The 26206-nt window shown below is 71.7% G+C and carries 16 protein-coding genes and 3 pseudogenes; 11 read left to right on the top strand and 8 right to left on the bottom strand.

Annotated features, from left to right (window positions below):
• Position 1: 1 nt before the first annotated feature.
• A complete protein-coding gene (locus tag ACIRVF_RS31885) occupies positions 2-3700 on the bottom strand; it encodes a nitrate reductase subunit alpha (protein WP_402825519.1) in 3699 nt (1232 codons plus the stop codon).
• A 348-nt stretch (positions 3701-4048) separates the two neighbouring features.
• Between ACIRVF_RS31885 and ACIRVF_RS31880 the strand changes: the two genes are divergently transcribed.
• Entirely contained in the window at positions 4049-4405 is a 357-nt protein-coding gene (locus tag ACIRVF_RS31880; protein ID WP_402825516.1) for a pyridoxamine 5'-phosphate oxidase family protein, read from the top strand.
• Positions 4406-4440: 35 nt separating this feature from the next.
• On the opposite strand, the gene ACIRVF_RS31875 is transcribed toward ACIRVF_RS31880, so the two are convergent.
• Positions 4441-6156 (bottom strand): GAF domain-containing protein, encoded by a 1716-nt coding sequence (locus ACIRVF_RS31875; protein ID WP_402825513.1) that lies wholly within the window; start codon positions 6154-6156, stop codon positions 4441-4443.
• A gap of 197 nt (positions 6157-6353) precedes the next feature.
• Here ACIRVF_RS31875 and ACIRVF_RS31870 point away from each other — a divergent pair, with 197 nt between their 5' ends.
• The 5 genes and pseudogenes from ACIRVF_RS31870 (at position 6354) to ACIRVF_RS31850 (ending at position 12447) form a co-directional block, all read left to right on the top strand.
• On the top strand, positions 6354-6818 hold the full coding sequence (locus ACIRVF_RS31870; RefSeq protein ID WP_402825511.1) for a universal stress protein: 465 nt from the start codon (positions 6354-6356) through the stop codon (positions 6816-6818).
• Positions 6815-9478: a magnesium-translocating P-type ATPase gene (mgtA, locus tag ACIRVF_RS31865; RefSeq protein WP_402825508.1), complete on the top strand. Its 2664-nt coding sequence runs from the start codon at positions 6815-6817 to the stop codon at positions 9476-9478. Before ACIRVF_RS31870 ends, mgtA begins: the two co-directional genes overlap by 4 nt.
• 179 nt (positions 9479-9657) lie before the next feature.
• A complete protein-coding gene (locus ACIRVF_RS31860) occupies positions 9658-10713 on the top strand; it encodes an Acg family FMN-binding oxidoreductase (protein ID WP_402825505.1) in 1056 nt (351 codons plus the stop codon).
• Positions 10710-11372, top strand: a complete 663-nt coding sequence (locus tag ACIRVF_RS31855; protein ID WP_402825502.1) for a helix-turn-helix domain-containing protein — start codon at positions 10710-10712, stop codon at positions 11370-11372. The genes ACIRVF_RS31860 and ACIRVF_RS31855 overlap by 4 nt, the downstream gene beginning before the upstream one ends.
• A 52-nt stretch (positions 11373-11424) precedes the next feature.
• Positions 11425-12447: pseudogene (locus tag ACIRVF_RS31850) on the top strand (2-hydroxyacid dehydrogenase).
• Positions 12448-12498: 51 nt separating this feature from the next.
• Here the strand turns inward: ACIRVF_RS31850 and ACIRVF_RS31845 are convergent.
• Complete coding sequence (locus ACIRVF_RS31845) at positions 12499-13197, bottom strand: response regulator (protein WP_402825500.1); 699 nt, start codon at positions 13195-13197, stop codon at positions 12499-12501.
• A 129-nt stretch (positions 13198-13326) separates the two neighbouring features.
• Complete coding sequence (locus tag ACIRVF_RS31840) at positions 13327-13509, bottom strand: hypothetical protein (protein ID WP_402825648.1); 183 nt, start codon at positions 13507-13509, stop codon at positions 13327-13329.
• 92 nt (positions 13510-13601) lie between these two features.
• On the opposite strand from ACIRVF_RS31840, the pseudogene ACIRVF_RS31835 reads away from it, so the two are divergent.
• Positions 13602-14439 (top strand): annotated as a pseudogene (locus tag ACIRVF_RS31835) (cbb3-type cytochrome c oxidase subunit I); the annotation flags it as partial.
• Here the strand turns inward: ACIRVF_RS31835 and ACIRVF_RS31830 are convergent.
• Both ACIRVF_RS31830 and ACIRVF_RS31825 read right to left on the bottom strand, forming a co-directional pair.
• The gene (locus tag ACIRVF_RS31830; protein WP_402825497.1) at positions 14411-14890 is read right to left on the bottom strand and encodes a hemerythrin domain-containing protein; all 480 of its coding nucleotides are present in this window, start codon (positions 14888-14890) and stop codon (positions 14411-14413) included. The pseudogene ACIRVF_RS31835 and the gene ACIRVF_RS31830 sit on opposite strands and share 29 nt — an antisense overlap.
• A gap of 27 nt (positions 14891-14917) precedes the next feature.
• Positions 14918-16165 (bottom strand): MFS transporter, encoded by a 1248-nt coding sequence (locus tag ACIRVF_RS31825; protein WP_402825495.1) that lies wholly within the window; start codon positions 16163-16165, stop codon positions 14918-14920.
• Between the two features lie 678 nt (positions 16166-16843).
• Between ACIRVF_RS31825 and ACIRVF_RS31820 the strand changes: the two genes are divergently transcribed.
• The 4 genes from ACIRVF_RS31820 to ACIRVF_RS31805 all read left to right on the top strand — a co-directional run bounded on the left by ACIRVF_RS31820 (position 16844) and on the right by ACIRVF_RS31805 (position 22260).
• Positions 16844-18028, top strand: coding sequence for a TIGR04053 family radical SAM/SPASM domain-containing protein (locus ACIRVF_RS31820; protein WP_402825492.1), 1185 nt, complete (start codon positions 16844-16846; stop codon positions 18026-18028).
• Complete coding sequence (locus tag ACIRVF_RS31815) at positions 18025-20739, top strand: multicopper oxidase domain-containing protein (RefSeq protein WP_402825490.1); 2715 nt, start codon at positions 18025-18027, stop codon at positions 20737-20739. Before ACIRVF_RS31820 ends, ACIRVF_RS31815 begins: the two co-directional genes overlap by 4 nt.
• Positions 20739-21185, top strand: a complete 447-nt coding sequence (locus ACIRVF_RS31810) for a hypothetical protein (protein WP_402825487.1) — start codon at positions 20739-20741, stop codon at positions 21183-21185. The genes ACIRVF_RS31815 and ACIRVF_RS31810 overlap by 1 nt, the downstream gene beginning before the upstream one ends.
• 79 nt (positions 21186-21264) lie before the next feature.
• Entirely contained in the window at positions 21265-22260 is a 996-nt protein-coding gene (locus ACIRVF_RS31805) for an Acg family FMN-binding oxidoreductase (protein ID WP_402825484.1), read from the top strand.
• Between the two features lie 110 nt (positions 22261-22370).
• Here ACIRVF_RS31805 and ACIRVF_RS31800 read toward each other — a convergent pair.
• Together ACIRVF_RS31800 and ACIRVF_RS31795 are read right to left on the bottom strand one after the other, a co-directional pair.
• A pseudogene (locus tag ACIRVF_RS31800) lies at positions 22371-24721 on the bottom strand (phosphoketolase).
• Positions 24722-24846: 125 nt separating this feature from the next.
• Entirely contained in the window at positions 24847-26058 is a 1212-nt protein-coding gene (locus ACIRVF_RS31795; RefSeq protein ID WP_402825481.1) for a globin domain-containing protein, read from the bottom strand.
• Positions 26059-26206 lie beyond the last annotated feature (148 nt).

The following is a 26206-nucleotide window of genomic DNA, read 5'->3' as shown; positions in this document are numbered from 1 at the left end:
GTCAGTACTCCACATCCTGCGAACGACGGCGGATGACCGTGACCTCGTCGCGCTGGTTGCCGGTCGGGCCGTAGTAGTTGAAGGCGTAGGTGAACTGCGCGTAGCCGCCCGCGAGATGGGTCGGCTTGAGCAGCAGGCGGGTCAGCGAGTTGTGGATGCCGCCTCGCTTGCCGCTGACCTCGGTCTTCGGCACGTTCACGTTGCGGTCCTGGGCGTGGTACATGTACACGGTGCCCTCGGGCATGCGGTGCGTGACCACGGCGCGGGCGGCGACGACGCCGTTGCGGTTGTACGCCTCGATCCACTCGTTGTCCTTGACGCCGATCTTCTCGGCATCGGCGGTGGACATCCAGATCACCGGACCGCCGCGGGATAGGTCGAGCATGTGCTTGTTGTCCTGGTAGTTCGAGTGAATGGACCACTTCGAGTGCGGGGTCAGGTAGCGGACGGTGACCTCAGCCCGGTCGCCCTCGTGCAGGTGTTCGTCGCCGTAGTGCCGGATGGCGTTCAATGGCGGCCTGTACACCGGTAGTTGTTCGCCGAGTTCGGCCATCCAGTCGTGCTGGACGAAGAAGTGCTGGCGGCCGGTGAGGGTGTGCCAGGGCTTCTTGTGCTCAGTGTTGATGACGAACGGCGAGTAGCGCCGGCCCCCGGTCTCCGAACCCGACCACTCGTACGAGGTGATGACCGACCGGGGTTGGGTGCGGGTGTCGGAGAACGTGATCCGTTCCGCCTCCCGTTCCGAGGCGAGTTCCACCAGTCCCTCGCTGCCGGTCTGCCGTTCGAGTTCGCGGAAGCCCTCGGTGGCCAGGCGGCCGTTGGTGGTGCCGGACAGGGCGAGGATCGCCTCGCACATATCGGAGGCAGTGGCCAGGGAGGGGCGGCCGGCGGCCATGCCCTCGCGGACCGTGCCGCAGCGGTGGCGCAGTTCGTCGAGCTCGCGGTCCGGGTGGACGGTGACGCCCTTGGTGGTCGTGCCGAGGGTGTCGAGCAGGGGGCCGATCGCTCGCATCTTCTGCGCGACCGCCGCGTAGTCCCTCTCGATGGTGACGAGCCTCGGCATGGTCCGCCCGGGTATCGGCTCGCACTCGCCGGCCTTCCAGTCCCGTACGACTCCGCCGGGTTGGGCGAGCTCGTCGGCAGTGTCGTGCTGGAGCGGTACGGCCAGGACGTCGGTGCGCTTTCCCAGGTGCTCGGCGGCGAGTTCGCTGAACTTGTCGGCGATGGTCAGGAACGTGTTGTAGTCGGTGCGGGCCTGCCAGGGCGGGGCGATGGCCGGGGTGAAGGCGTGTACGAAGGGGTGCATGTCCGTGCTGGACAGGTCGTCCTTCTCGTACCAGGTCGCCGCCGGCAGGACCACGTCGGACAGCAGCCCGGTCGAGGTCATCCGGAAGTCCATGGTGACCAGCAGGTCGAGCTTGCCCTCGGGGGCCTCCTCGTGCCAGACGACCTCCTCCGGCCGGTGCTCGGGTGGTGTCTCCTGGGAACGGACGGCGGCGTCGGTGCCGAGCAGGTGACGCAGGAAGTACTCGTTGCCCTTGCCCGAGGAGCCGAGCAGGTTGGCCCGCCACACCGTCAGGACGCGGGGGAAGTTGGCCGGGTTGTCGGGGTCCTCGACGGCGAACTTCAACCGGTTCGTCTTGAGCTCCTCGACGATGTGTTCGGCTACCGGGAGTCCCCGCGCGGCCGCTTCGTCGGCGAGGTCGAGCGGGTTGCGGTCGAAGCCGGGGTGGCCGGGCGTCCAGCCGAGCCGCACCGCCTGGGCGAGGGAGTCCGCGAACGCCTTGCCCTTGAAGCGGCCCTCACCCAGCGGCGAGGCCAACTCGTCGGGGCCGAAGGCCTCGTAGCGCCACTGGTCGGTGTTGACGTACCAGTAGGAGGTGCCGGCCATGTGCCGGGTGGGCCGCTGCCAGTCGAAGGCGAACGCCAGATGCTGGAAGCCGGTCAGCGGGCGGACCTTCTCCTGGCCGACGTAGTGGGCCCAGCCGCCGCCGTTGACACCCTGGCAGCCGGTCATCGTGGTCAGCGCGAGGAATGCCCGGTAGATCGTGTCGGAGTGGAACCAGTGGTTGGTGCCCGCACCCATCGCGATCATCGAACGGCCCCGTGTCCGCTCGGCGTTGCGGGCGAATTCCCGGGCGATCCGGGCCGCCTGCTCCGCGGGCACGGACGTGATCGTCTCCTGCCAGGCGGGGGTGTACGGCTCGGACGCGTCGTCGTAGGACGCCGGCCACGTGCCGGGCAGCCCGTCGCGGTGCACGCCATACTGCGCCAGCATCAGGTCGAAGACGGTCGTCACGAGCCGGCCACCGACCCGGCGTACCGGCACTCCGCGCACCATGACGGACCCGCCCTCGGTGGCGCCCTCGTCGAAGCGGGGCAGTGCCACCGCCACCGCCTGCTGTGCACGTCCGAGCAGGCTCAGCTCGGGTACGGTGTCGCCGAGATCCAGGTTCCAGCGGCCCTTCTCCGCCTTCCCCCAGCGGAAGCCGAGCGAGCCGTTCGGTACGACGGGCTCGCCGGTGGTGGCGTCGATCAGCACGGTCTTGGACTCGGCGTGCTCCGTGTCGTGTCCGAGGTCGGCTGCGGTCAGGAACCCGTCCGGGACGAGGCCGTGCTGCTTGTGCTCGCGCAGGGTCACCAGGAACGGCGCGTCGGTGAAGTGCCGCAGGTAGTCGGTGAAGTACGGCACCTCGCGGTCGACGAGGAACTCGCGAAGGATCACGTGGCCCATCGCCATCGCAAGCGCGCCGTCCGTGCCGGGGTGCGGGGCGAGCCACTCGTCGGCGTGCTTGACGTTGTCGGCGTAGTCGGGGCTGACCGCGACGACCTTGGTGCCGTTGTAGCGGGTCTCGGTCAGGAAGTGCGCGTCGGGGGTCCGGGTGACGGGGATGTTGGAACCCCACATGATCAGGTAGCCCGCGTTCCACCAGTCCGCGGCCTCCGGCACGTCGGTCTGGTCACCGAAGACCTGCGGCGAGGCGACCGGCAGATCCGCGTACCAGTCGTAGAAGGACAGCAGCGTGCCGCCGATCAACGACATGAAGCGCGAGCCCGCCGCGAACGACGCCATCGACATCGCCGGGATCGGGGAGAAACCGGCCACCCGGTCCGGGCCGAAGGCCCTGATGGTGTGGACGTGGGCGGCGGTGATCAGCTCGGTGACCTCGGCCCAGTCGGCGCGCACCAGGCCGCCCTTGCCGCGGGCCCGCTTGTAGGCGCGGGCCTTGGCCGGGTCGCCGGTAATCTCGGCCCAGGCCGCCACCGGGTCGCCCAGCCGCGCCCGGGCCTCACGCCACAGCTTCAGCAGCGCGCCGCGCACGTACGGGTAGCGGACCCGGCTGGGCGAGTAGGTGTACCAGGAGAACGACGCACCGCGCGGGCAGCCGCGCGGCTCGTACTCGGGGCAGTCAGTGCCGATCGAGGGGTAGTCCGTCGCCTGGTGCTCCCAGGTGATGATCCCCTCCTTGACGTACACCATCCAGGAGCAGGACCCGGTGCAGTTGACCCCGTGGGTGGAACGCACCACCTTGTCGTGCGACCAGCGGTCCCGGTAAAAGCCCTCCCACCTGGCGTCGCCGGTGCCGAACACGGCCCGGCCGTCAGCCGAGACCTCACTGCGCGTCAGCAGCCGCCGGGCGGCCAGCGGCCAGCCGTGCCCCCCTCTGGCTCCGGCGTCCGCGTTCTCCTCGTTTTCCATGACACCGAACGCTAAGCGCCGCACCACCGTCGTGCCTGGGCCCAACATCCCTGGTCACAGGGCCGTTGGTCCCTCGATGCCCCGTGGTGGAACGGGATCGGTCGAACCGCGCCGCAGAGGCCAGCTTGGGTGGTCCGGCCGGTGCTGCGCTGCCCGTCCGCCCATGTGGGCGCTGCAGGGCCGTTCAGTCCTGGCTCGGCGGTCGTTCGGCGGGCAGGGTGGCCTCGACCCCCGTCGTCCATCCGGTGGCGGCGTCGTCGGTGGCGATGGAGCGAGGGCCTGCTGGACGGGGGCAAGGGGACGTCCGGCCCTCGTCCGGTCATCCCTGCAGAGGTGAGCATCGAGGGTATGGAACTCGAACGCGAAGCGGTCAGCGAGCAGCAGTGGCTGGCTCTGCTGGCAGGACGGCAGGTGGGGCGGCTGGTGTACACGGTCGGCGCGCTCCCCGCTGTGCTGCCGGTCCGCTTCCGCCTCGACAGCGACGGGTCGCTGCTGCTGCGGGTGCCGGTCACGGCCGGCCTCGCACGGGCGGTCGACGGTGCGGTGGTGGCCTTCGAGGCGAGTGAGCTCAGCGAGGCGGACGGCAGTGGCTGGAGCGTCACCGTCCTCGGGCACGCCACCGCGACACCGGGAGCCGGAACCGTGCACCTGCGCTGCGAACTGGTGACGGGCCGACGGTTGGCGGCGATGGCGGCGGCCGAGTAGCGATGACCCGACGGTGGTGACCGCCGGCCGGCGGGCTACGCCCCGGTCAGCGGCGCCTGCCACATCAGCCGGGTTCCGTGGCCGTCCGGCGAAAGGGCCTCGAACGTGCCGCCCATCTTCTCTGCCCGTTCGGCCAGGTTGCGCAGTCCGCTGCGGCGTCCGTCGGGGGGGAGGCCGACGCCGTTGTCGGTGACGGTGAGGACCACGTCCGTTCCGGTGGCCCTCAGGACGATTTCTACCCGGTCGGCGCGGGCATGCCTGGCGGCGTTGCTCAGCGACTCCCGCAGCACGGCCATCACCTGCTCGGCCAACTCGGCGGGCACGTCGGTGTCGAGCAGCCCCTCCATGCTGAGCTGCGGTGCGAAGCCGAGGGCTTCCTGTGCTTCGCCGACGGCCAGGGCGACCTGGGCGCGGAGGCTGTGGGCGGCGTCCTGTTCGCGGGCACGCAGACCGAAGATCGTCGACCTGATGATCTTGATGGTCTCGTCCAGGTCACCCACCGCGCGCACCACCCGGTCCGCCGCACCCGGATGATCGATGAAACGGGCCGCGCTCTGCAGGGTCATCCCCGTCGCGAACAGCCGCTGGATCGCCAGGTCGTGCAGATCACGCGCGATGCGGTCGCGATCCTCCAGCAGCGCCAGCTGCTCGGCGTCGCTGCGGCGGGCGGCCAGCTCCAGGGCTAGCGCCGCCTGGTCGGCGAAGCCGAGCAGCGGGCCAATCTCCTCCGCGGTGAAGGTGGGATCTCCGGTGGGGCGTGCCAACAGCAGTACCCCTTGGACCTCGCCGGACGCCACGCCGAGCGGGACCGCGACGGCCGGGCCCAGACCGGCGAAACGGCGCGGCCCGGCGGTGAAGCGCGGATCCGCATCAAGATCGGCACTGGTGGCGGGCGTGGCAGTCGAGTACGCCGCGCCGGACAGGGTGCCCTCGGCCGGGACGGTCAGCCCCCGCCGCACGCAGGTGTCCCCGCCGACGGCGAGTTCGACCGTCAACCGGTCCGTCCCCGGCAGCGGCACTGAGACGTCGGCGAGCTCCGCCCCGGTGATCTCCCTGGCACGCTCGGCGATCAGCTCCAGCACCTCACCGCGCGGGCTGCCGGACAACAGGCTGCGGGTGATCTCAGCGCTGGCGTGCAGCCAGCGCTGCTGGCGCCGGGACTCCTCGTACAGCCGCGCATTGTCGATCGCCACACCGGCCGCCACTGCCAGGGTCGCGAGCACGGTCTCGTCGTCCGTGTCGAACTGGGCACCGCCGCGCTTGTCGGTCAGGTAGAGGTTGCCGAACACCTGCTCGCGCACCCGCAGCGGCACCCCGACGAAGCTCCGCATCGGCGGGTGGTTCGCCGGAAAGCCGTACGAGGAGCTGTGCGCGGACAACTCGGCCAGCCGCAGCGGCTCCGGGTGGCGGATGAGCTCCCCGAGGATGCCCTTGCCCGTGGGGTACGGGCCGATTGCGGCGATCTCCTCCTCGGACAGCCCCACGGTGAGGAACTGCGACAGGCTCTGCCCGTCGGGCCCGATCACGCCGAGCGCTGCGTAGCGGGCGTCCACCAGCAGGGCGGCCGCCTCGACGATGCGCCGCAGCACCTGGGTCAGGTCGAGCTCACGGCCGACGGAGAGCACCGCCTCCAGCAGGCTGTGCACCCGGTCGCGGGTGCCGCGCGCGGCGTCGATGCGGGCCTGCAACTCGTCCAGCAGCTCATCCAGGCGCAGCTGTGGCAGCGGCGATGGGGTTCCGTCTTCGCCCACCAGCGTCCTCCTTGATGTACCTGACCGGTCCAGGTTCACAGTAGCGGGCTGCACGGTGGCGGCGGCAGCCCACCCGGGACGTTGATCGGAACCGTGTCAGGCCGAAGGTCCCTGCTTGCGGAGCCGGCCGGCCCTGGGCTGCCGGGTGCCGGTCCGGTCATCGTGTGGAGCGACAGTGACGAGCGAAGGAGACGGACATGGGATCCGAGGTGCCGCAGGAGCGGCGGATCGTGGTGGGGGTCGACGGTTCCCCGTCGTCCCGGCAGGCGCTGCGCTGGGCCGTCGAGCAGGCCCGCGTCACACGAGGCGTGGTGGAGGCCGTGACCGCGTGGGAGTACCCGGCGACCTACGGCTGGAGTGTTCCGGTGGAGCCCGGTGGGTTGGCCCAGGCGGCCGGCCATGCGCTGGCCGACACCGTGGCCGAGGTGGTCGGCGCCGACCGCCCGGTGGAGATCCGGGAACGCGTGCAGTGCGGTAACGCGGCACAGGTTCTCCTGGAGGCTGCGCAGGAAGCCGACCTGCTGGTCGTGGGAAGCCGGGGGCACGGCGGCTTCACCGGCGCGCTGCTCGGGTCGGTCGGCCAGCACTGCGTGCAGCATGCCCCCTGTCCGGTCGTCGTCGTTCGTCACGGCCGCGACGAGAGGGCAGGACGGGCACGTTGAGTCAGACCGCGCTCACCCGCCGACTGCCGGAACCCGCCGACCGAGGGCGGGCCGACGCGCCGTGCGGCATGCCCGCACAGGCGGCCGGCGTCCTGCCCGTCGAGGACGTAATGGCCGAACTGCGCACCCGCCGCACCGGCCTGTCCTCGGGCGAGGCGCGCGAACGACTCGCGGCCACCGGTCCCAACGCCGTCCGGTCCCACCACGTCCGGGTCCTGACCGTGCTGGCCCGCCAACTGCGCAGCGCGTTGCTGCTCCTGCTGCTGGTGACCGCCGCGGTGTCGTTCTTCTTCGGCGAGCGCACCGATGCCGTGATCATCGGCGTGATCCTGCTGCTCAGCGTCGCTCTCGGGTTCGCCAACGAGCTCCGCGCGGAGCGCGCGGCCGAGGCGCTGCACTCGCGCGTGCGCCACACGGTCATCGCCGTGCGGGACGGCCGGGAGGCGGAGGTCGACGTCACCGACCTGGTTCCCGGCGACGTGGTGCGCCTGGCCCTCGGCCAGATCGTGCCCGCCGACCTGCGCCTCCTCGAGGCCACCGCCCTGCAGTGCGACGAGAGCGTGCTCACCGGCGAGTCCGAACCGGCAGACAAGGACACCGCGCCGGTCAGCGCCGGCACGGCCCTGGCCGAGCTGACCGGCTGCGCGCTGATGGGCACGGTGGTCCACGCGGGCAGCGGCACCGGGGTCGTGGTCGCCACCGGTGGGCGCGCCGAGTTCGGCCGGATCGCCCTGGGCCTGGGGGAGCGGCAGCCGGAAACCGACTTCCAGGTGGGGCTGCGCCGGTTCTCGATGCTGCTGCTCCAGGTCGCGGCGGTGCTCACCACGAGCATCTTCGTCACCAACATGCTGCTGCACCGGCCGCTGCTGGAGGCCCTGCTGTTCTCGCTGGCCATCGCCGTGGGCATCACCCCGCAGCTGCTGCCCGCCGTGGTCAGCACCAGCCTGGCCGCCGGTTCCCGGCAGCTGGCCCGCCGCAAGGTCCTGGTCAAGCGCCTGGTGTGCATCGAGGACCTGGGAGACATGGACGTCCTGGTCACCGACAAGACCGGGACCCTCACCGAGGGCCGGATCGCCTTCCAGAGCGCCCTCGACCCGCACGGCAATGACAGCGCGGAGGTGTTCCAGCTCGGTCTGCTGGGCACCGAAGGCGACCTTGACGGCGCCCACCTCGGAGGCAACCCGCTGGACAGCGCCCTCTGGCAGGCACCCGGCGCCACGGCAGCCGTCGCCGACGACCACCGCCGCCTGGCCGTACTGCCCTTCGACCACGAGCGCCGGCTCACCTCCTCCCTCGTCCAACGCCCCGACGGCAACAGGATCCTGGTGACCAAGGGCGCACCCGAAGCCGTGCTGGCACGGTGCACCGAGGTCCCCCAGCAAGCGGCCGCCGTACTGACCGATCTCTTCGCCGCGGGCAGCCGGGTGGTGGCCGTCGCCACCCGGCCCGCCGGACCCGCCACCGCGATCACCGCGGCCGACGAGTCCGGTCTGCACCTGGCCGGCTTCCTGGTCTTCCTCGACCCTCCGAAACGCAGCGCCGCCGACTCCCTGCGCCGCCTGGCCGAGCTCGGGATCGCCGTGAAGATCTGCACCGGTGACAACCCCTTGGTCGCCGAGAAGGTCTGCCGCGACCTCGGTCTGAAGGTCGGTCGCACGCTGACCGGTCAGGACATCGCCTCCCTTGGGGACGAACAACTCGCCGTGGCGGCACAGGAGTCCACGGTGTTCGCGCGGGTCTCACCGGAGGACAAGGCGCGGATCGTGCGAGCGCTGCGGCGGCGTGGACGAGCCGTCGGCTTCCTGGGCGACGGCGTCAACGACGCGCTCGCGCTGCACGGCGCCGACATCGGGCTCTCTGTGGACACCGCCACCGACGTGGCCAAGGACGCCGCCGACGTCGTGCTGTTGGAGAAGGACCTCGGCGTGCTGGCCGAAGGCGTCGCCGGCGGCCGCCGGATCTTCGCCAACACGATCAAGTACGTGCTCATGGGCACGTCCAGCAACTTCGGCAACATGTTCAGCGCCGCGGGGGCGTCCCTGGTCCTGTCCTTTCTGCCGATGCTGCCCTCGCAGATCCTGCTGAACAACCTGCTGTACGACTCCAGCCAGCTGACCATCCCGACCGATCGGGTGGACACCGAGCAGCTGGCGGCGCCGTCGCACTGGGACATCTCGCTCATCCGTCGGTTCATGCTGGTCTTCGGACCGGTGAGCTCGGTGTTCGACTTCCTCACCTTCTGGGTGATGCTCGGGATCTTCCACGCCGGGCCCGCCCTGTTTCGCTCGGGCTGGTTCGTCGAGTCGCTGGCCACCCAGACCCTGGTGATCTTCGCCATCCGCACCCGGCGCATACCCTTCCTGCGCAGCCGGCCAAGCTGGCCGCTGCTGGCCGCCGCCCTGGGCGTGGTCGCGCTCGGCGTCGTGCTGCCCATGTCGCCACTGGCTCCCGCCCTCGGCTTCCAGGCCCTGCCCGCGGGGTTCTTCCTGGCCCTGGCGGTGATGACCGCGCTGTACCTGGCCCTGATCGAGATCGTCAAGCGCCTCTTCTTCGGCCGGCCGACGCGGCCTACCAGCCCCGTCCGTCATCGCGGCCACGAGCACCGCGTCCAGCGCCGGGCCAGCCGCTTCAGCCACCTCGGCCCGCTCGCTCACCGCTGACACGCGCATACTCCTCGATGTCGATCGGCCGTCCGGAGGTCCCTTTCGGCCCTATGACCGCCGAGTCCGGGCGGGGCATGGTGGGAGTACGGACTGCCGACGCGAGAAGGGGCGCCCCCGGGGCGCACGATGAAGGCAGGGACCCAATCAGGCAAGACAACGTTCCTTGGGAGACCACGATGACCGTGCCGTCCTTGACCCTCGCGGAACTGCGGCTGCTCGCGGTCGCCGGGGGCGCGGCGCCGTCGCTGCACAACAGCCAGCCCTGGCGCTTCCGCCCCGCCCCGGACCACCGGAGCCTGATGGTCTTCGCTGACCGCGCCCGCGCCGTACCGTTGGCCGATCCGGATGGTCGAGCCCTGCACATCTCCGTGGGCGCGGCGGTGTTCAACCTGAGGACCGCGGCCCGGCACCTCGGGCGGGCCGCCACCGTCGCGCTGTGCCCGGAGCCGACGACCCCGGATCTCCTCGCTGTCCTCGACCTGTCGGAGCCAAGCTCGGCCGATGAGCCGGACCTGTACCCGGCGATCGAGCACCGTCACTCCAGTCGTCGGCCGTTCGCGAACCGTGACGTGCCCGAAGCCGTACTCGGGGAGCTGATCGAGGCCGCGACGGCGGAGGGCGCCACGCTGAGCGTGCTGGAAGAGGCTGAAGTGCGGCGGGTGCTGGCCCTCACCACCGAGGCCGAGCAGCGCATCAGCGCGGACATCGCCCGGCAGGCCGAGACGCGCGGCTGGCTCCGGTTGGAGGAGCCGGCCTCCGACGGCATCCCGGCAGCGGCGTTGGGGCCGCTCGACCACGACGCCAGGGTGCCCGTGCGCAGTTTCACCGGACATCCGCCCAGGCCCGCCGCCCACACCGAGCGGTTCGAGGCACTGCCGCAGGTCGCCGTCATCAGTACACACGGGGACCACCCGATGGACTGGCTGCGGGCCGGCCAGGCGATGGAGCGGGTTTGGTTGCTGGCGACGCTGTACGGGGTCCGCGCTTCGGTGCTCCACCAGGCGGTGGAGTGGGCCGACACCAGGTGGCGCCTTCGCGACCCGGCCGAGGGGCCGGGGCACGTCCAGATGGTGATGCGCCTGGGCTACGGCGCGCCCGGGGCTCCGACGCCGCGGCGAGCGGTGGAGGACGTCCTTGACCTGAGCGGGAGCACCGACGCGCTGTCGGTCGGCAACCGAACCGGCGGCCCGGCGCAGACCACGGACTCCGCCGTTCTCCAGGAGGACGCATGAACCAGCACCACACGAGGTCGGTCAGCCGAGACCTTCTTCACCGGATCGAAGTACGACGGGGGCAGCTCGGTCTCACCGAGGAAGAGCTGGCCGACCGAGCCGGCATGTCGCCCCGCTACTTCCACGAACTGCTCCACCTCGGGGTCGGTTTCTCCCCCAGCGGCTTCGTGAACATCGCGGCCGCCCTCGGAATGAGCTACCACCAGCTGGTGGAGGGCCGGAGCGATGCACCACCAGGGCAGCAGCCGGGAGCATCCGCACACCCCGTACTCGTGAAGCTCACGCCCCAGGAGTGCTGGGAGCGACTGGGCACGCACGGGATCGGTCGGATCGCACTGCCCGTCCACCCCGGGCCAGGGGTGTTCCCCGTCAACTACCTCGTCGACGGTCAGACGGTCGTCTACCGGACGAACCCAGCGGGCGTGGCAGCGCCGGAAGCCGGCAGTGAGGTCTCCTTCCAGGCCGACCACATCGACGAGCACCGGCGTGACGGCTGGAGCGTCCTGCTCGTCGGCACCGCCGAGCACGTCACGAACTCCACCACCATCCAGCAGCTCACGCAGCGGCCCGGCGCCGAGACCTGGGCCGGGGGCGTCCGCGACCTGTGGATCCGCGTCGTCCCGGCTCAGGTGAGCGGCCGGCGGATCCGCAGCCTCTGACGGAGCGCCCGCCCCCGTTCCGCCGGGCACCCTGCGAGCTGGGAGGAAGCCTGTGGACACCATCGCTTATGGAGTGCTTACCGACGAACGGGCCGCCCTGGAGTCGGCGCTCCAGTCGGCCTTCTCGGGCGCACACTCGCTGCGGTGCCTCGACCCGGCCTCGACCGGCACACCGCTCCCGCCGCGGCCGGGCACGAGGCCGTGCTGAGCAGCGTCAACGACACGCTCAACGCGCAGGTCCTGCGGATCCTCGCCGACGGCGGCACCCGGCTGATCGCCCAGCGCTCGACCGGCTACAACAACGTCGACCTGCGGGTGGCCGCCGACCTCGGGGTGACGGTGGCCCGGGTGTCCTCCTACTCCCCGTACGCCGTCGCCGAGTTCGCCTGAGCACTGGTGCTCGCCGTCAACCGCCGGATCGTCCGGGCCGCCATCCGCGCCCGCGAGTTCGACTTCCGCCCCGACGGCTTGCTCGGGCGCGACTTCCACGGTCGCACCGCCGGCGTCGTCGGCACCGGCAAGATCGGCAGCGTCTTCACGACCATCGCTCACGGGTTCGGCATGACGTTGCTCGGCTGCGACGTGGCCCCGAACCCCCGCCTGCGAACAACTCGGCATGACCAATGTCGAGCCGGACCGGCTCTTCGCCGAATCCGACCTGATCAGCCTGCACCTGCCGCTCACCCCCGAGACCCGTCACATCGTGGACGGTGCGGCGTTCGCCGGGATGAAAAACGACGCGATCCTCGTCAACTCCGGCCGCGGCGGGCTGATCGACACCGACGCGCTGGTCGCGACCCTTCGCGCGGGCAGGCTCCACGGGGTCGGCCTGGACGTGTACGAGGAGAAGGCCAGCCTCTTCCACCTCGACAAGTCCCTGGAAGTCATGACCGACGACACCCTGGCCCGGCTGATGACCTTTCGCAACGTCCTGGTCACCTCCCACCAGGCGTACTTCACCCGGGATGCCCAGGACCAGATCATCGCCGCCACCGTGGACAACGTGCGGGACTACCTGGCAGGCCGCACCAGCGCCAACACGCTGACCGCGCCTGTGCGCGTGCCGCAGCCGTGAGCGCGTAGCCCGCTCGGCCTCCCTGCTGGCAGCCCGGTGCAAGTGGGGGTGTCACGAGGTCGGGCGGCCGGTGGTGCGGTCGTGGGCGGCGAGGGTCTGCGTGGCGATGACGGCGGCCTGGACACGGCGCTCGACGCCGAGCTTGGCCAGCAGGCGGGAGATGTGGTTCTTGACGGTCTTCTCAGCGAGGTAGAGCCGCTCGCCGATCTGCCGGTTGGTCAGCCCCTCGCCGATCAGAGCCAGAATCTCCCGCTCCCGGTCGGTGAGTTGGGGGAAGTCGGGGGCTTGCGAGGCAGAGTCGCCCCGCAGCCTGGCCATCAGCCGGGTGGTGGCGCCCGGGTCCAGCATGGACTGGCCCGAGGCGATGGTACGGACGGCGGACACCAGATCGGTGCCGCTGATCTGCTTCAGGACGTAACCGGCGGCCCCTGCCATGATCGAGTCCAGCAGGGCCTCCTCGTCGTCGAACGAGGTGAGGATCAGGCAGGCCAGCTCCGGCATGCGCGAGCGCAGCTCCCGGCAGACCGTCACCCCGTCGCCGTCGGGCAGGCGCATGTCCAGGATCGCGACGTCGGGGCGCAGCGCGGGGACGCGGGCCAGCGCCTGCTCGACGGTGCCGGCCTCGCCGATCACGCTCAGGTCCGGCTCGGCGACCAGGAGGTCGTGCACGCCGCGGCGGACCACCTCGTGGTCGTCGAGGAGGAACACCTTGACCGGGCTGCTCGCCTGACCTGCCACGTTCTCCGTCATGCCGCCTCCGTTGTGCCGTGCCCGCTGCTCTGGCAGCGAATCTGTCCAAAGAGCAGTCTGCCGTCGCTGCCGAGGGGAGCGGTAGGGCCGGATGCCCTACTTCCCTCGTGGCGGTGTACCGGGTGTGGGTCACCGTGTGGTGGTTGCATGCCGGTCGTACTGCTCGAGGAGGGTGGTGGCGTGGTGACGTGGTGTGGGGTAGCCGGCCGGGCCGCAACCGATGCGAATGAGCATCTGTGGAGCGCAGCGATAGGGGGAGGTGTCGGCGACCCGGGCGCGCAGATCGGGCCATTCCAGGGCCTGGTGCAGCATGCAAGCACGCAGGCCGTGGAGGGCCAGCAGGAGGAGGACGTGCTGGAGGGCCTGGCCGGTGCGCAGCCAGTCGGCGCGGTGGTCGTGGCTGCGAGGCGGACCGCAAGTTCGAACCCCCCTTCGAGCCGTCCAGCGGCGGCGCGATGCTGTGGCAGCACCTGTTCTGGTTCTTCCGGCACACCGAGGTCTACATCCTGGCGCTGCCATTCTTCGGGATCGTCTCGGAGAACAAGCCGGTCTTCGCCCGCAAGCCGATGTTCGGCTACTCCGGCCTGATCGCCGCGACCATCGGCATCGCAGGCCTCTCGGTGACGGTGTGGGCGCACCACATGTACGTCACCGGCCAAGTGCTGCTGCCCTTCTTCTCGTCCATGACCTTCCTGATCGCCGTTCCGACCGGGGTGAAGTTTCTTCAACTGGGTCGGCACCATGTGGAAGGGCTCGCTCAACTTCGAGGCCCCGATGCTCTGGACCGCGGGCTTCCTGGTCACCTTCCTCTTCGGCGGCCTCACCGGCGTCATCCTCGCCGCACCCCCGCTCGATTGCCGCGTCTCCGACTCGTACTTCGTCGTTGCCCACTTCCATCACACACTGTTCGGCGCGGTGATCTACGCGACGATGGCCGGATTTCACTTCTGGTAGCCCAAGTTCACCGGAGAAATGCTCGACGAACGGCTCGGCAAGATCACCTTCTGGACGCTGACGATCGGCTTCAACGCCACCTTCCTCGTGCAGCACTGGCTCGGCGTCGAGGGCATGCCCCGCCGCTACGCCGACTACCTGGCCTCGGACGGCTTCACCACGCTGAACACCGCCTCCACCATCGGCTCGTTCCTGCTGGGCCTGTCGATCCTGCAGTTCCTCCGTAACGTCTGGAAGACCGGCAAGTACGGCAAGCGCGTCACCGAGGACGACCCGTGGGGCTCAGGGCCGTACCGACGCCGGCGCGCACGGCGTCGACGGCCTCCCACTGCTCGGCGTCCAGGCTGATCAAGGCGGCGGGGAAGACTCCGTCCTGCTCCTTGAGGATGTGGTCGCGCAGCATCGCCAATGCCTCCAGCAGTTGCTCCGGCCAGGACGGATCGGTTGGTGTGCCCGCCGCGGCCTGGTGGAGGACGGCCTCGATCCGGCGGTGTTCGGCCTCCAGCGCCGCGATCTGGTCGGGGAACTCCTGGGCCAGGGCGGGGAACAGGCCGCCTTCCTCGACCTCGGTGTGCGGGGCCAGCACGGCGGCGATCCGTCGCGCCGTCGCGGCCATCCGGGGAACGTCGCCCGTGGAGTGGGCGGCGCGCACGTCGCCGATGAGGTTGACGACCGCGTCGTGCTCCGCGGTCAGGGTGGCGATGGCCGGCAGGGTCTGGCAGCCGCAGTATTCGCACATGGTGTGGTCCTCCCTGGTCCGTGGCGCTCAGACGGTGGCGGGGCGCTGGGCCGAGCGGCGGTTGACGGCCTTGCGGACCCTGGTGGTGGTGAAGGCCAGCGCCGCGGCGGAGACCAGTGCGAGCAGTACCAGGCCGAACCCGTAGGAGCTGGTGGCGCCGTAGATGGCGCCCATGACCAGCGGGGGCACGAAGCCGCCCAGGCCGCCGGCGGCTCCGACGACGCCGGTCACCGCGCCGACCTTGTCCGCTGGGGCCAGCAGCGCGACCAGGGCGAAGGTGGCCCCGCTGCCGGCACCGAGCGCGGCCGCCATCAGCAGGAAGGCGATCGTGCCCAGCGGCGCCAGGGCAGGGGTGAAAGCCTGCACGACGGCGCCGAGCACCACCAGCGCCAGGGCCGAGTCGAGCACACGCACCGCTCCGATCCGGTCCGACAGCCAGCCGCCGACCGGCCGCATCACGACCGCGACCAGCACGAACCCGGCCATCCGGTTCGCCGCGTCGGCCTGCGCCAGCCCGTAGCCGGTCTTCAGGTAGGTCGGCAGGTAGACCGAGAAGGCCACGTACCCGCCGAAGGCCACCGCGTACAGCGCGGACGCCTGCCAGGTGACCTTCAGCCGCAGCGTGTCCGCCAGCCGGGCGGCCATGGAGCCCGTCGGTGCGGCGCGACCCGGGGCGTCGCGCAGCAGCAGGGCGGCCAGCAGCGCGTACAGCGCGAGCACGACGGCGGTCACCGTGAACGGGGTGGCCATTCCGTCGGCCTTGACCAGCTTGACGGTGGTCAGCGCGCTGATCGCGGTGCCGCCCATGCCAGCCCCGAACACGCCGATCGCCAGCCCGCGCCGCTCGGGCGGGAACCAGGCGTTGACGAACGGCACACCAACCGCGAACGCGGTGCCGCCGATGCCGAGGAAGAGCCCGCCGACCAGCAGCCCGGCCAGCGAGGCATGGCCGCTCCACCCCAGGTAGAGCACCGGGACGATGGTGGCGGCCGACACCAGCGGGAACATCACCCGCCCGCCGAACCGGTCGGTCAGCGCGCCCACCGGGATGCGGCCCAGCGAACCGACGACCACCGGCACCGCCACCACCAGGGCCTGCTGGAACGCGCTGAGGTGCAGCGAGTCCTTGAAGCGCGGGCCGAGCGGGCTCAGCAGCGCCCAGGCCCAGAAGTTGACGGCAAAGCCGATCGTGACGAGCGCCAGCATCGCGGCGCGGCGACCGTTCGAAGCGGCGGGCGGCACAGCGGCCTGTGGCCGTACGGAAGGCGAGTTCATGGTCAGGTGTCTTTCCACTTCGCACACATGGCAGGGAGCGGCTGAATTGCCGTCCGCGTACCTCATGGTCGTCACCGTTCATGGGCCTTCCTAGGGACCTTCGGGCCCGTCCGGCGCGGACGTTGGTCGCCTTCCACGGCGTCCGCCCGCTCAACCACCCCAGCAGGAACGTGTCCGGCGGTGAGCCTCGGAAGAGTGAACGGCATCCACCCTGCCCCGGATCCCACCGCGCCCTGCCGCCGAGGTGCCCGTCCACACCCTGCCGCCGCCCGGCACGGCCGGCCGGATCAGGGACCAATGGCCCCATGACAAGGGCCTCTCGGCGCCCCGACCGGGCGGTTCGCGCCTTGCATGCTGGCGCTGATCGAATCGGAGGCAGCACATGAACGACCGCCCGCTGCGGCAGCCTGGCCGCTATCCCCGCCCACGGCCGCGGCGAGCGCGCGGCGCCTTCTGCGTCGTTCTCCGAGGCGGTCATGCTCCGGCTGTCCGCGACGTCTGCCCCGGCCCGCGAGCGGTCGGACGTACGCTCGGGAGCCGGCGGTGACCGGCGTGCGGACGTCCGCGACGGGTGGGACACGGGACGCGGGCCGGGCCCACGCGGGCGGCCCCCGTCCGGGGAGCGCCGGACAGCCGGTCCGGCGGCAACGCCAGAACACCGCGGAGCGGCCCTTCATCGTGATCTGGGAGTCCACCCGGGCCTGCCCGCTGGCCTGCCTGCACTGCCGCGCCGAAGCCGTCCCGGATCGAGACCCCCGTGAGCTCGACACCGAGGCGCCCAAGGACCTGATGCACCAGGTGGCTGCCTTCGGTCAGCCCGCCCCGCTCTTCGTGATCACCGGCGGCGACCCGTTCCAGCGGCCCGACCTCCTGGACCTGATCTCGTACGGCCGCGAGGCCGGCGTCAGGGTCGCCGTCTCGCCCTCCGGCACACCGACCCTGACCACCGATCGGCTGCGCGCCGTGCACGAGGCGGGTGCGGTCGGCCTCTCGCTCAGCCTGGACGGCTCGACCCCCGCCCTGCACGACGGCTTCCGCGGCGTGCCCGGTGTCTACCGCTGGACGCTGGGCGCCTGGGACACCGCCCGCGCACTGGGCATGAAGGTGCAGATCAACACCACCGTGACCCAGCACAACCTGCACGACCTGCCGGACGTCGTCCGCCTCGTCCACACCCACGCGGCAATGCTGTGGAGCGCCTTCTTCCTGGTACCCACCGGACGCGGGGCGGCACTTGGCGCCCTGACGGCCGAGCAGACCGAGGACGTGCTGAACTTCGTGTACGACGTCGGCCTGGCCGTTCCTGCCAAGACGACCGAGGCCCACCACTTCCGCAGGGTCGCCCTGCAGCGCCGCATCCTCGCCGACCGCGGTGAGGACCACGAGAGGGCACTGCGACTCGGCCCGCTGTACCGGGAGCTGCGCGACCGGGCGGCCGAACTGGGCCTCGACACGGGTGAACGCCGGGTCCGCCGCCCGCCGCTGGACGTCAACGCGGGCCGCGGCTTCGTCTTCGTCTCCCACACCGGGACGGTGCACCCCAGCGGGTTCCTGCCGCTGGGCGCGGGCAACGTGTGGGAGCGTCCGCTGGCCGAGATCTACCGGACCTCGGAGCTGTTCACTGGTCTGCGCGACGCCGACCGGCTGGCCGGCCGGTGCGGAGCCTGCGAGTTTCGTCAGGTCTGTGGCGGCTCCCGCTCCCGCGCCTACGGCCTGACCGGCGACCCGTACGCCGAGGAGCCCTGGTGCGGCTACCTGCCCGGAAGCTTCCCCCACCAGCGCGAGTTGGCCGAGCTCCTTGCCGGGCTGACCACGCGGAACTGCGACGGTGATCGGTCCGTGCCCCCGCGAGACGCGTCATGAGCGGCATCGAGGACACGCCCCGGGCGGACGGGTGCCGCCAACTCCCCCTCCTCCAGCCCGCGAACACCGAGGCCGGGACGGACGCCAAAGACGGCACGCGTCCCAGCCGGCTCCAGCGGTCAGGGGTGCGCGCCCGTCACCTGCGGGCGCACGTCCTGGTCGCGGGCTGGGCCGCCCTGGCGCTGCTGGCGGCCACCGCCCAGGGATCGCTGCCGGTGGCCCGCTGGCTGGCGATCCACCTCTTCCTGCTCGGCGCCGCCACCACCGCGATCGTGGTGTGGAGCGAGCACTTCGCCGTCGCGATGCTGCACGCCCGGCGGCCGGACCAGCGGTGGAGCACCGTACGACTGGCCGGGGCGAACCTGGCCGCGGCCGGTGTCGTCCTCGGGGTGTGGGCCGACCTGCCGGCGCTGATCGTGGCTGCCGTCACCGGATTGGTCGCGGCTCTCGTGGCGCACCTGGTGGTGCTGATCCGGCTGGGCCGGGGGGCGCTGGGCGGCCGGCTGGCACCGGTCGCCGCGTTCTACCGGGCCGGCGCCGTGGCGTTGGTCGCCGGAGCGGTGTTCGGCGGGCTGCTCGCCACCGGTGCGGCCGGGACGCGGTGGTACGCCGGACTGCGGCTGGCCCACATCCAAGTCGCTCTGTTCGGTTGGGTCGCCCTGCCTGTCCTGGGCACCCTCCTGATGCTCTGGCCCACCGTCCTGGGTGTGCGCATGCACGAGGGCACCACGCGGACGGCCGGCCGGGTGCTGGCCCTGACCGGCGGCGGCCTGACCGTTGCGGTCGCCGGGTTCGCTGCCGGGCCGGCGCTCGGCTGGCGGGCCGCGTCGGTGGCCGGACTCGCCGCGTACGCGGCTGGACTCGTCCTTGTCGTACGACTGTTCGCCATCACCGCGCGGCGCGGACACCGGCCCGTCTCGAAGGCCGCCGCATGGACATTGGCGGCGTCCGCCGGGTGGTTGGTGACGGCCGTGGTGCTTGACCTCGTCCTGATCGCCACCCGCGCTCCGGTGGCCGCGCAGGACGGCGTCGACACGTTGGTGGTGATGCTGCTGCTGGGCTTCGTCGCCCAGGTCCTGGTCGGCGCACTGACCTACCTGCTGCCGGTGGTCCTGTCCGGCGGCCCCGGGCAGCGGACGGAACTGCGGGCGGTCCTGGAACGGGCCTGGCTGCCCCGCCTGGCCGCTCTCAACCTCGCCGTCGCGCTGCTCGTCCTACCCCTGCCGCACCCCGCGTCCACGGTCGGTACGGCGCTGGCTGCTGCCACGACGACCGGGTTCCTCGCCCTCGTCGTGGCAGTGCTGGTTCGGCGCGACGGCCCGCAGCGGACACCGTTGCGGACGCCCGCAGTGCTCGGCACCGCGGTCGGCGCGATCGTGACCGTTCTCGCCGTCCTCGTGGCTAACAGCGGCCCCATCGGTAGCGGTTCGCAGGTGAGCGCCCCGGCGGGAGACCGGGCCACGGCCACCCGCACGGTGACCGTCACCCTCCAGGACATGCACATCCTGCCGACCCGGATCGAGGTCCCCCGAGGCACCGCACTGCGCCTGAGCGTCACCAACCACGACGCGCAGCGCCATGACCTCACCGTCGACGGCGGCCCCACCACCGCCCTGCTCGCGAGTGGGCAGACCGCCACCCTCGACCTGGGCCCGATCACCACCGGCCGGAAGGCATGGTGCACCGTCCCGGGTCACCGCGCTGCCGGCATGACGCTGGACATCGTGGTGACCGGCACCACCGCGCCCGACCCGCGGGGCGGTACTGGGATGCCGAACGGCATGCCGATGCAGGGCGGCACGCAGGACACCGGCGGCCAGGGCGGTGGCTCGGCGGGCCCCGGACTCGACCTGGCCGCGAACTTCTCCGCCGGCTGGCAGCCGCGCTCCGCCGCCCTCCCGTCGGCGGACACCGCCACCGTGCACCAGCTCGAACTGCACGCCACCACCACGACGGTGGAGGTCGCACCCGGCCTGCGGCAGCAAATGTGGACGTTCGGCGGCATCGCGCCCGGGCCCACCCTGCGCGGCAAGGTCGGCGACGTCTTCGTGATTACTCTGGTCAACGACGACCCGGTGATGGGCCACGGCATGGACTTCCACGCCGGCGCCCTGGCCCCTGACGGACCGATGCGCACCATAGGTCCTGGCCGGCGGCTGGTCTACCGGTTCACCGCCCAGCGGGCTGGGGCCTGGCTCTACCACTGCAGCGCCATGCCGATGCTCCAGCACATCGGCAACGGCATGTACGGCGCGGTGATCATCGACCCGCCCGGCCTCGGCGCGGTCGACCGGGAGTACCTGCTGGTCTCCTCCGAGCTCTACCTCGGCGCACCGGGCAGCACCGCCCAGGTCGCCAAGATGCGCCAGGACGCTCCGGACGCCCGGGTGTTCAATGGCATCGCCGCCCAGTACGCCAAGGCCCCGCTGAGTGCGCGCGCCGGTCAGCGGGTCCGGTTCTGGGTGGTCGCCGCGGGACCCAGCGACGGCATCGCCTTCCACGTCGTCGGAGCCATGTTCGACACCGTCTACAAGGAGGGCACCTACCTGCTGAAACCGTCGGACGCCGGCGGCTCCCAGGTCCTCGACCTGGCCCCGGCCCAGGGCGGCTTCGTCGAGGCGGTGTTCCCGCAGGCCGGCCACTACTCCTTCGTCGATCACGACATGCGCCACGCCGAGGCCGGGGCGCAGGGCGTGATGGAGGTGAACTGATGGGCGCGGTCGGCTGGTGGCAATTGGTGCGCTTCCTGCACGTGACCGGCGCCGTGCTGTGGGTCGGCGGCCAGCTGGCGTTGTCGCTGGTGGTGCTGCCGCTCGCGCGGCGTCTCCTCGCCGAGGAGGAACGGGACCGCCTCGCCGCCGACGTCGGACGACGGTTCGGGATCCTGACCGGAGCCCTGTTCCTGCCCATGCAGTTGGGCACCGGTTGGGCCCTCGGCTGGCACAGGGGCGCCACCTGGGCCTCGCTGAGCGAACCGGGGTACGGCCGGACACTGGCCGCCAAGCTCGGACTGTTCGCCGTGGTGATGCTTCTGGCGGCGGCACACGGCTGGGCCCACGCCAAGTGCCGCCCCGACCTCGCCCGGACGCTCGCCGTGGCCTCGCTGGTCGGCTCCCTCGGCATCGTCCTGCTCGCCACCGCGTTGCCCGCCACCTGATCCACGCGCGCGGCGGCCACCACGCGCCGCTGCGGCATCCAGCGGCCTCCGGGCCACCCGACACCCACCGGGAGCTGTCATGCAGACACCCGAACTCACCGCGGCCGCTGTGGAGAGCCTGTTGGCCGCGGCCGTCGCGGCGCCATCCATTCACAACACCCAGCCGTGGCGGTTCGGCATTGACGTGAATGCACCGGCGATCACGGTCCGTGTCGAGCCGCGCCGGCTGCCCATGGCCGATCCCCGTTTTCGGGCACAGCACATCTCCGTCGGCGCGGCCGTCTTCAACCTCCGCGTCGCCGCGGCCCACCTGGGCTGGCATCCCGTGGTACGACTACTGCCAGACCCGAACGCCCCCGACCTGCTGGCCAGTGTGCGGCTGGCACTTCCCGCCGCGGACCGGCCGCCGTCCTACGGCTGCCAGTACGAAGCCGTCATGCGGCGTCACACAAGCCGGATGCCGTTCACCGGCCGACCGGTGCCGGACCAGATCGTGAACGACATGGTCACGGCCGCCCGGGTCGAAGGCGCGCACCTCGACGTCCCCGGCCCCACCGGGACCCGAGAGTTGCTGCAACTGACCGCGCTGGCCGAGGCACGCAACGCCGCCGACCCCAACCGCACTGCCGAGGCCCGGACCTGGATCACACCGCCGGGAGCGCAGGCTCGCTACGGCATCCCCATCACGTCACTCGGCCCCCCTGACGCGGCCGGCCGGATACCGATGCGTGACTTCACCGGCCCGGGGCCGGGCTTGCGCCTGCCCGCACTGCGCTTCGAACGACACGCCCAGGTGGCCCGGTTGGACACCGCCGACGACCGGCGGGTCGACTGGCTGCGGGCTGGACAGGCCCTGGAGCGGGTGCTGCTGGTGGCCACTGGGCAGAGCGTACGGACCTCGATGCTGCACCAGGCGATGGAGTGGCCGGACCTTCGGGCGGCGATGGGCACACCGAACCGCCACTGCCGCAGCTACCCCCAGGTGCTGATCCGCTTCGGCTACGGCCCCGACGGCGGTCCCACTCCGCGCGCGGCCGCCGCCATGGCCCGGCAGTCGGGAGCCGGCGGGTCCTGACGGGACCACGGGTGGACGGGTCGTAGGCCAGCCATGCCCGCCGGGATCGACGGACGTACCAGAGCCCGTACTCGCTGTTGTGCGAGCACGGGCCCTGGTGCGTTGGCTGGTCAGTGGGGCCAGCTCCAGTCGGTGACTTCGGGCAGGTCGGTGCCGTGTTCGCGGATCCAGCTGTCGTGGCGGGTGCGGACGTCGGCCATCTGCTGGCGGACGTTCGCGGGCCCGGACGGCCAGGCCGGGAACGCGGTCGATGACGTCCATGACCAGGCGGTAGCGGTCGAGGTCGTTGCGCAGCACCATGTCGAACGGCGTGGTGGTGGTGCCGATCTCCTTGTAGCCGCGCACGTGGATGTCGGGGTGTCCGGCGCGGCGGTAGGTGAGGCGGTGGATCAGCCACGGGTAGCCGTGGTAGGCGAAGATCACGGGCTTGTCGCGGGTGAGGACGGCGTCAAACTCGCGGTCGGGCATGCCGTGCGGATGCTCCTCGGCCGGCAGCAGGCGGGCGATGTCGACCACGTTGACGACCCGGACCGCGAGATCGGGCAGGTGCCGGCGGAGCAGGGCGGCGGCGGCCAGCACCTCCATGGTGGGTACGTCCCCGGCGCAGGCGAGGACCACGTTGGGCTCCCGCGTGCCGTCCTCGGTGCCGGCCCAGTCCCAGATGCCCAGCCCGCGCGCGCAGTGCACCCGGGTCTCCTTCAGCGTCAGCCAGTCGAAGCAGGGCTGCTTGCCCGCGATGACGACGTTGACGTAGTCGTTCGAGCGCAGCACGTGGTCGGCCGTGACGAGCAGGGTGTTGGCGTCCGGCGGGAAGTAGACGCGCACGGCTTCGGGGCTCTTGTTGAGGACGTGGTCGACGAAACCCGGGTCCTGGTGGGAGAAGCCGTTGTGGTCCTGGCGCCACACGTGCGAGGTGAGCAGGTAGTTCAGCGAGGGGACGGGCGCGCGCCAGGGCAGTCGGCGGGTGGTGCGCAGCCACTTGACGTGTTGGTTGACCATCGAGTCGATGATGTGGACGAACGCCTCGTAGCAGGAGAAGAGGCCGTGTCGGCCCGTCAGGGTGTAGCCCTCCAGCCAGCCCTGGCAGACGTGCTCGGAGAGGATCTCCATCACCCGGCCGCCGCGTTCCAGGTGCTCGTCGGTCGGCAGCAGCCCCGCCTCCCACGCCTTGCCCGTGGCTCGGTAGACGGCCTGGAGCCGATTGGAGGCGGTCTCGTCCGGGCCGACCAGGCGGAAGTCGCGCCGCTCGGCGGTGTCGGCCATGACCTGCTCCAGCAGGTCGCCGAGCACCCGGGTGGGTTCGTGTGTGGTCGCACCGCGCTCGTCCACCGTCACCGCGTACTTCTCCAGTGGCGGAATCGGCAGCTGACGGGTAAGCAGCCCGCCGTTGGCGTGCGGGTTCGCCCCGAGCCTGCGCTGACCTGCGGGCAGGCAGGCGAGCACGTCCGGCACCGGGCGGCCCCGGTCGTCGAAGAGCTCGTCGGGGCGGTAGGAGCGCAGCCAGGCCTCCAGCTGGGCGAGGTGTTCGGGGTTGTCCCGCACCTGGTCGAGCGGCACCTGGTGGGCGCGCCAGGTCCCCTCCACCGGTACGCCGTCGACCTCGTGCGGGCCGGTCCAGCCCTTGGGTGTGCGCAGCACGATCACCGGCCAGCGGGGGCGCTCGGCGACGCCGTCGGTGCGGGCCGCGTGCTGGGCATCGGCGATCCGGTCGAGTGCGGTGTCCATCGCGGCCGCCATCGCCCGGTGCACCTGCGCCGGTTCGTCGCCGGCGACGTGCAGCGGTTCGTGGCCGTAGCCGCGCAGCAGTGCGTCCAGTTCCTCGTGCGGGAGGCGGGCGAGCACGGTGGGGTTCGCGATCTTGTAGCCGTTGAGGTGCAGGATCGGCAGCACCACGCCGTCGTGGACCGGATCGAGGGCCTCGCCGTCGCCGATCACGCAGGCGACCACCAGGCCGGGGTTGTCCAGCGCGGCGCCGTACGCGTGGGCGAGCGCGTAGCCCAGCTCGCCGCCCTCGTGGATGGAGCCCGGTGTCTCGGGGGCGGCGTGGCTGGGCACGTCGCCGGGGAAGGAGACCTGCCGGAACAGCGCGGCCATCCCCGCCTCGTCGCAGGTGATGTCGGGGTAGTGCTCGGTGTAGCTGCCGTCCAGCCAGGAGCCGGCCAGCACGGCCGGACCGCCGTGGCCCGGACCCCAGACGCAGATCGCGTCCAGATCGCGGGCCATGATCACCCGGTTGAGGTGGGTGTACACCAGGTTCAGGCCGGGGGAGGTGCCCCAGTGGCCGAGCAGCCGGGGCTTGACGTGCTCGGCCCGCAGCGGTTCGCGGCAGCGGATTGGCCATCAGGTGGATCTGGCCGACGGCCAGGTAGTTGGCCGCACGCCACTGGGCGTCCAGCTGGGCGAGTTCGCGCTCACCCAGCGGGGTGTGGGCACGGGGGCTGTTCGACTGCTCGGTACGCATCGGGAGTCGTCTGCGTCGGTGGTCGCTCGTAGCGTCTTCCCACGAAAGTCCCGCTCAGCGCTGCCGCCCCCGGCGTCGTCGACACCGGGGACGGCTTCACCCGGTCGGGTACGGCGGCGTGCTGCTCAGGCGGCGGCGCTCTCGGGCAGCCACAGGTCGGGGCCGAAGACCTCGTAGTGGATGCGGTCACCGGGCACGCCGGCCTGGCGGAACTGGGCGCGGACGGCGCGCATGAAGGGCAGCGAGCCGCACAGGTACACCTCGGCGCCGGCGGGCAGGTCCAGCACGCTCAGGTCCATCAGCCCGGTCTCGGCCTCCGGCTCCTCGACGCCGGGCTGCTCGTACCAGAACACGGCGCGGGCGTCCGGGAGTTCGGCGACGAGCCGGCGGGTCTGCGTGCGCAGGGCGTGGTCGGCAGGGGAGCGGTCGGCATGCAGCACCAGCACGGTGCGGGTGGAGCCGGTGGCGGCCAGGTGGTCGAGCATGCCGACCATCGGGGTGCAGCCGATGCCGGCGGACGCCAGCACCAGTGGCCGGTCGCCGTCGTCCAGGACCACGTCGCCGAATGGGGCGGAGAGGACGAGCTGGTCGCCCGCCCGCACCCGCTGGTGCAACAGGGCGGAGACCTCGCCGTCGGGGGTGCCGTCGCCGACGACCCGCTTGACGGTGATGCGGCGCAGGTCACCGTCGCCGGCGGGGTCGCTGGATAGGCTGTACTGGCGCAGCTGGTGGACGCCGTCGGCCATGAGCACCCGGACGCTGACGTACTGCCCGGCGCGGGCCCGGGGCGCGGGGGCGCCGTCGGCGGGGCGCAGCAGGAACGAGACGGTGTCCGGGGTCTCGTCGTGGCGCTCGACCACCGTCCAGGGTCGCCAGGTGTCGCCGGGCGTCACGTCGGCGGCCTGGTAGAGGCGGGCCTCGCGGGCGATCAGCGCGGCGGCCATCTGCCAGTACACCTCGTCCCAGGCGGCGGCCACCTGCGGGGTCACGGCGTCGCCGAGCACGTCGGCTATCGCGGCGAACAGGTACTTGTGGACGATGGTGTACTGGTCCTCCGTCACGCCGACCGCGGTGTGCTTGTGGGCGATCCGCTCCAGCAGGGCGTCCGGCGTGGCCTCGGGGTCGTGCACCAGGGCGCCGGCGTAGGCGGCGATGGAGCCGGCGAGGGCCTGGCGCTGGGCGCCGCTGGCCTGATTGCCGCGGTTGAACATGCCGTCCAGCAGTTCCGGCCGGTCGGCGAACATCGTCGCGTAGAAGCGGGTGGTGATCTCGTCCAGTGCGCCGCCCACGACGGGCAGGGTCGCGCGGATCACGGCAGCCGATTCGGCGGAGAGCATGACGACTCCAGGGGAGGGGAGGAGGGGAAGTGGCGCCGTCGAACGGGCCAGGGACTGGTCTACCAAGCCCCGGACGCCCCAGCCTTGGGCCGAACGTCCCGGTGCGCGGGATCAGGGCCGAACGGCCCTACGAGAGGGGCCGGCCGAC

This window comes from Kitasatospora sp. NPDC101157 (assembly GCF_044768255.1).
GTDB lineage: Bacteria > Actinomycetota > Actinomycetes > Streptomycetales > Streptomycetaceae > Kitasatospora.
The sequence above is the reverse complement of the archived record's forward strand: the minus strand, read 5'-3'. Positions and strand labels throughout refer to the sequence as shown.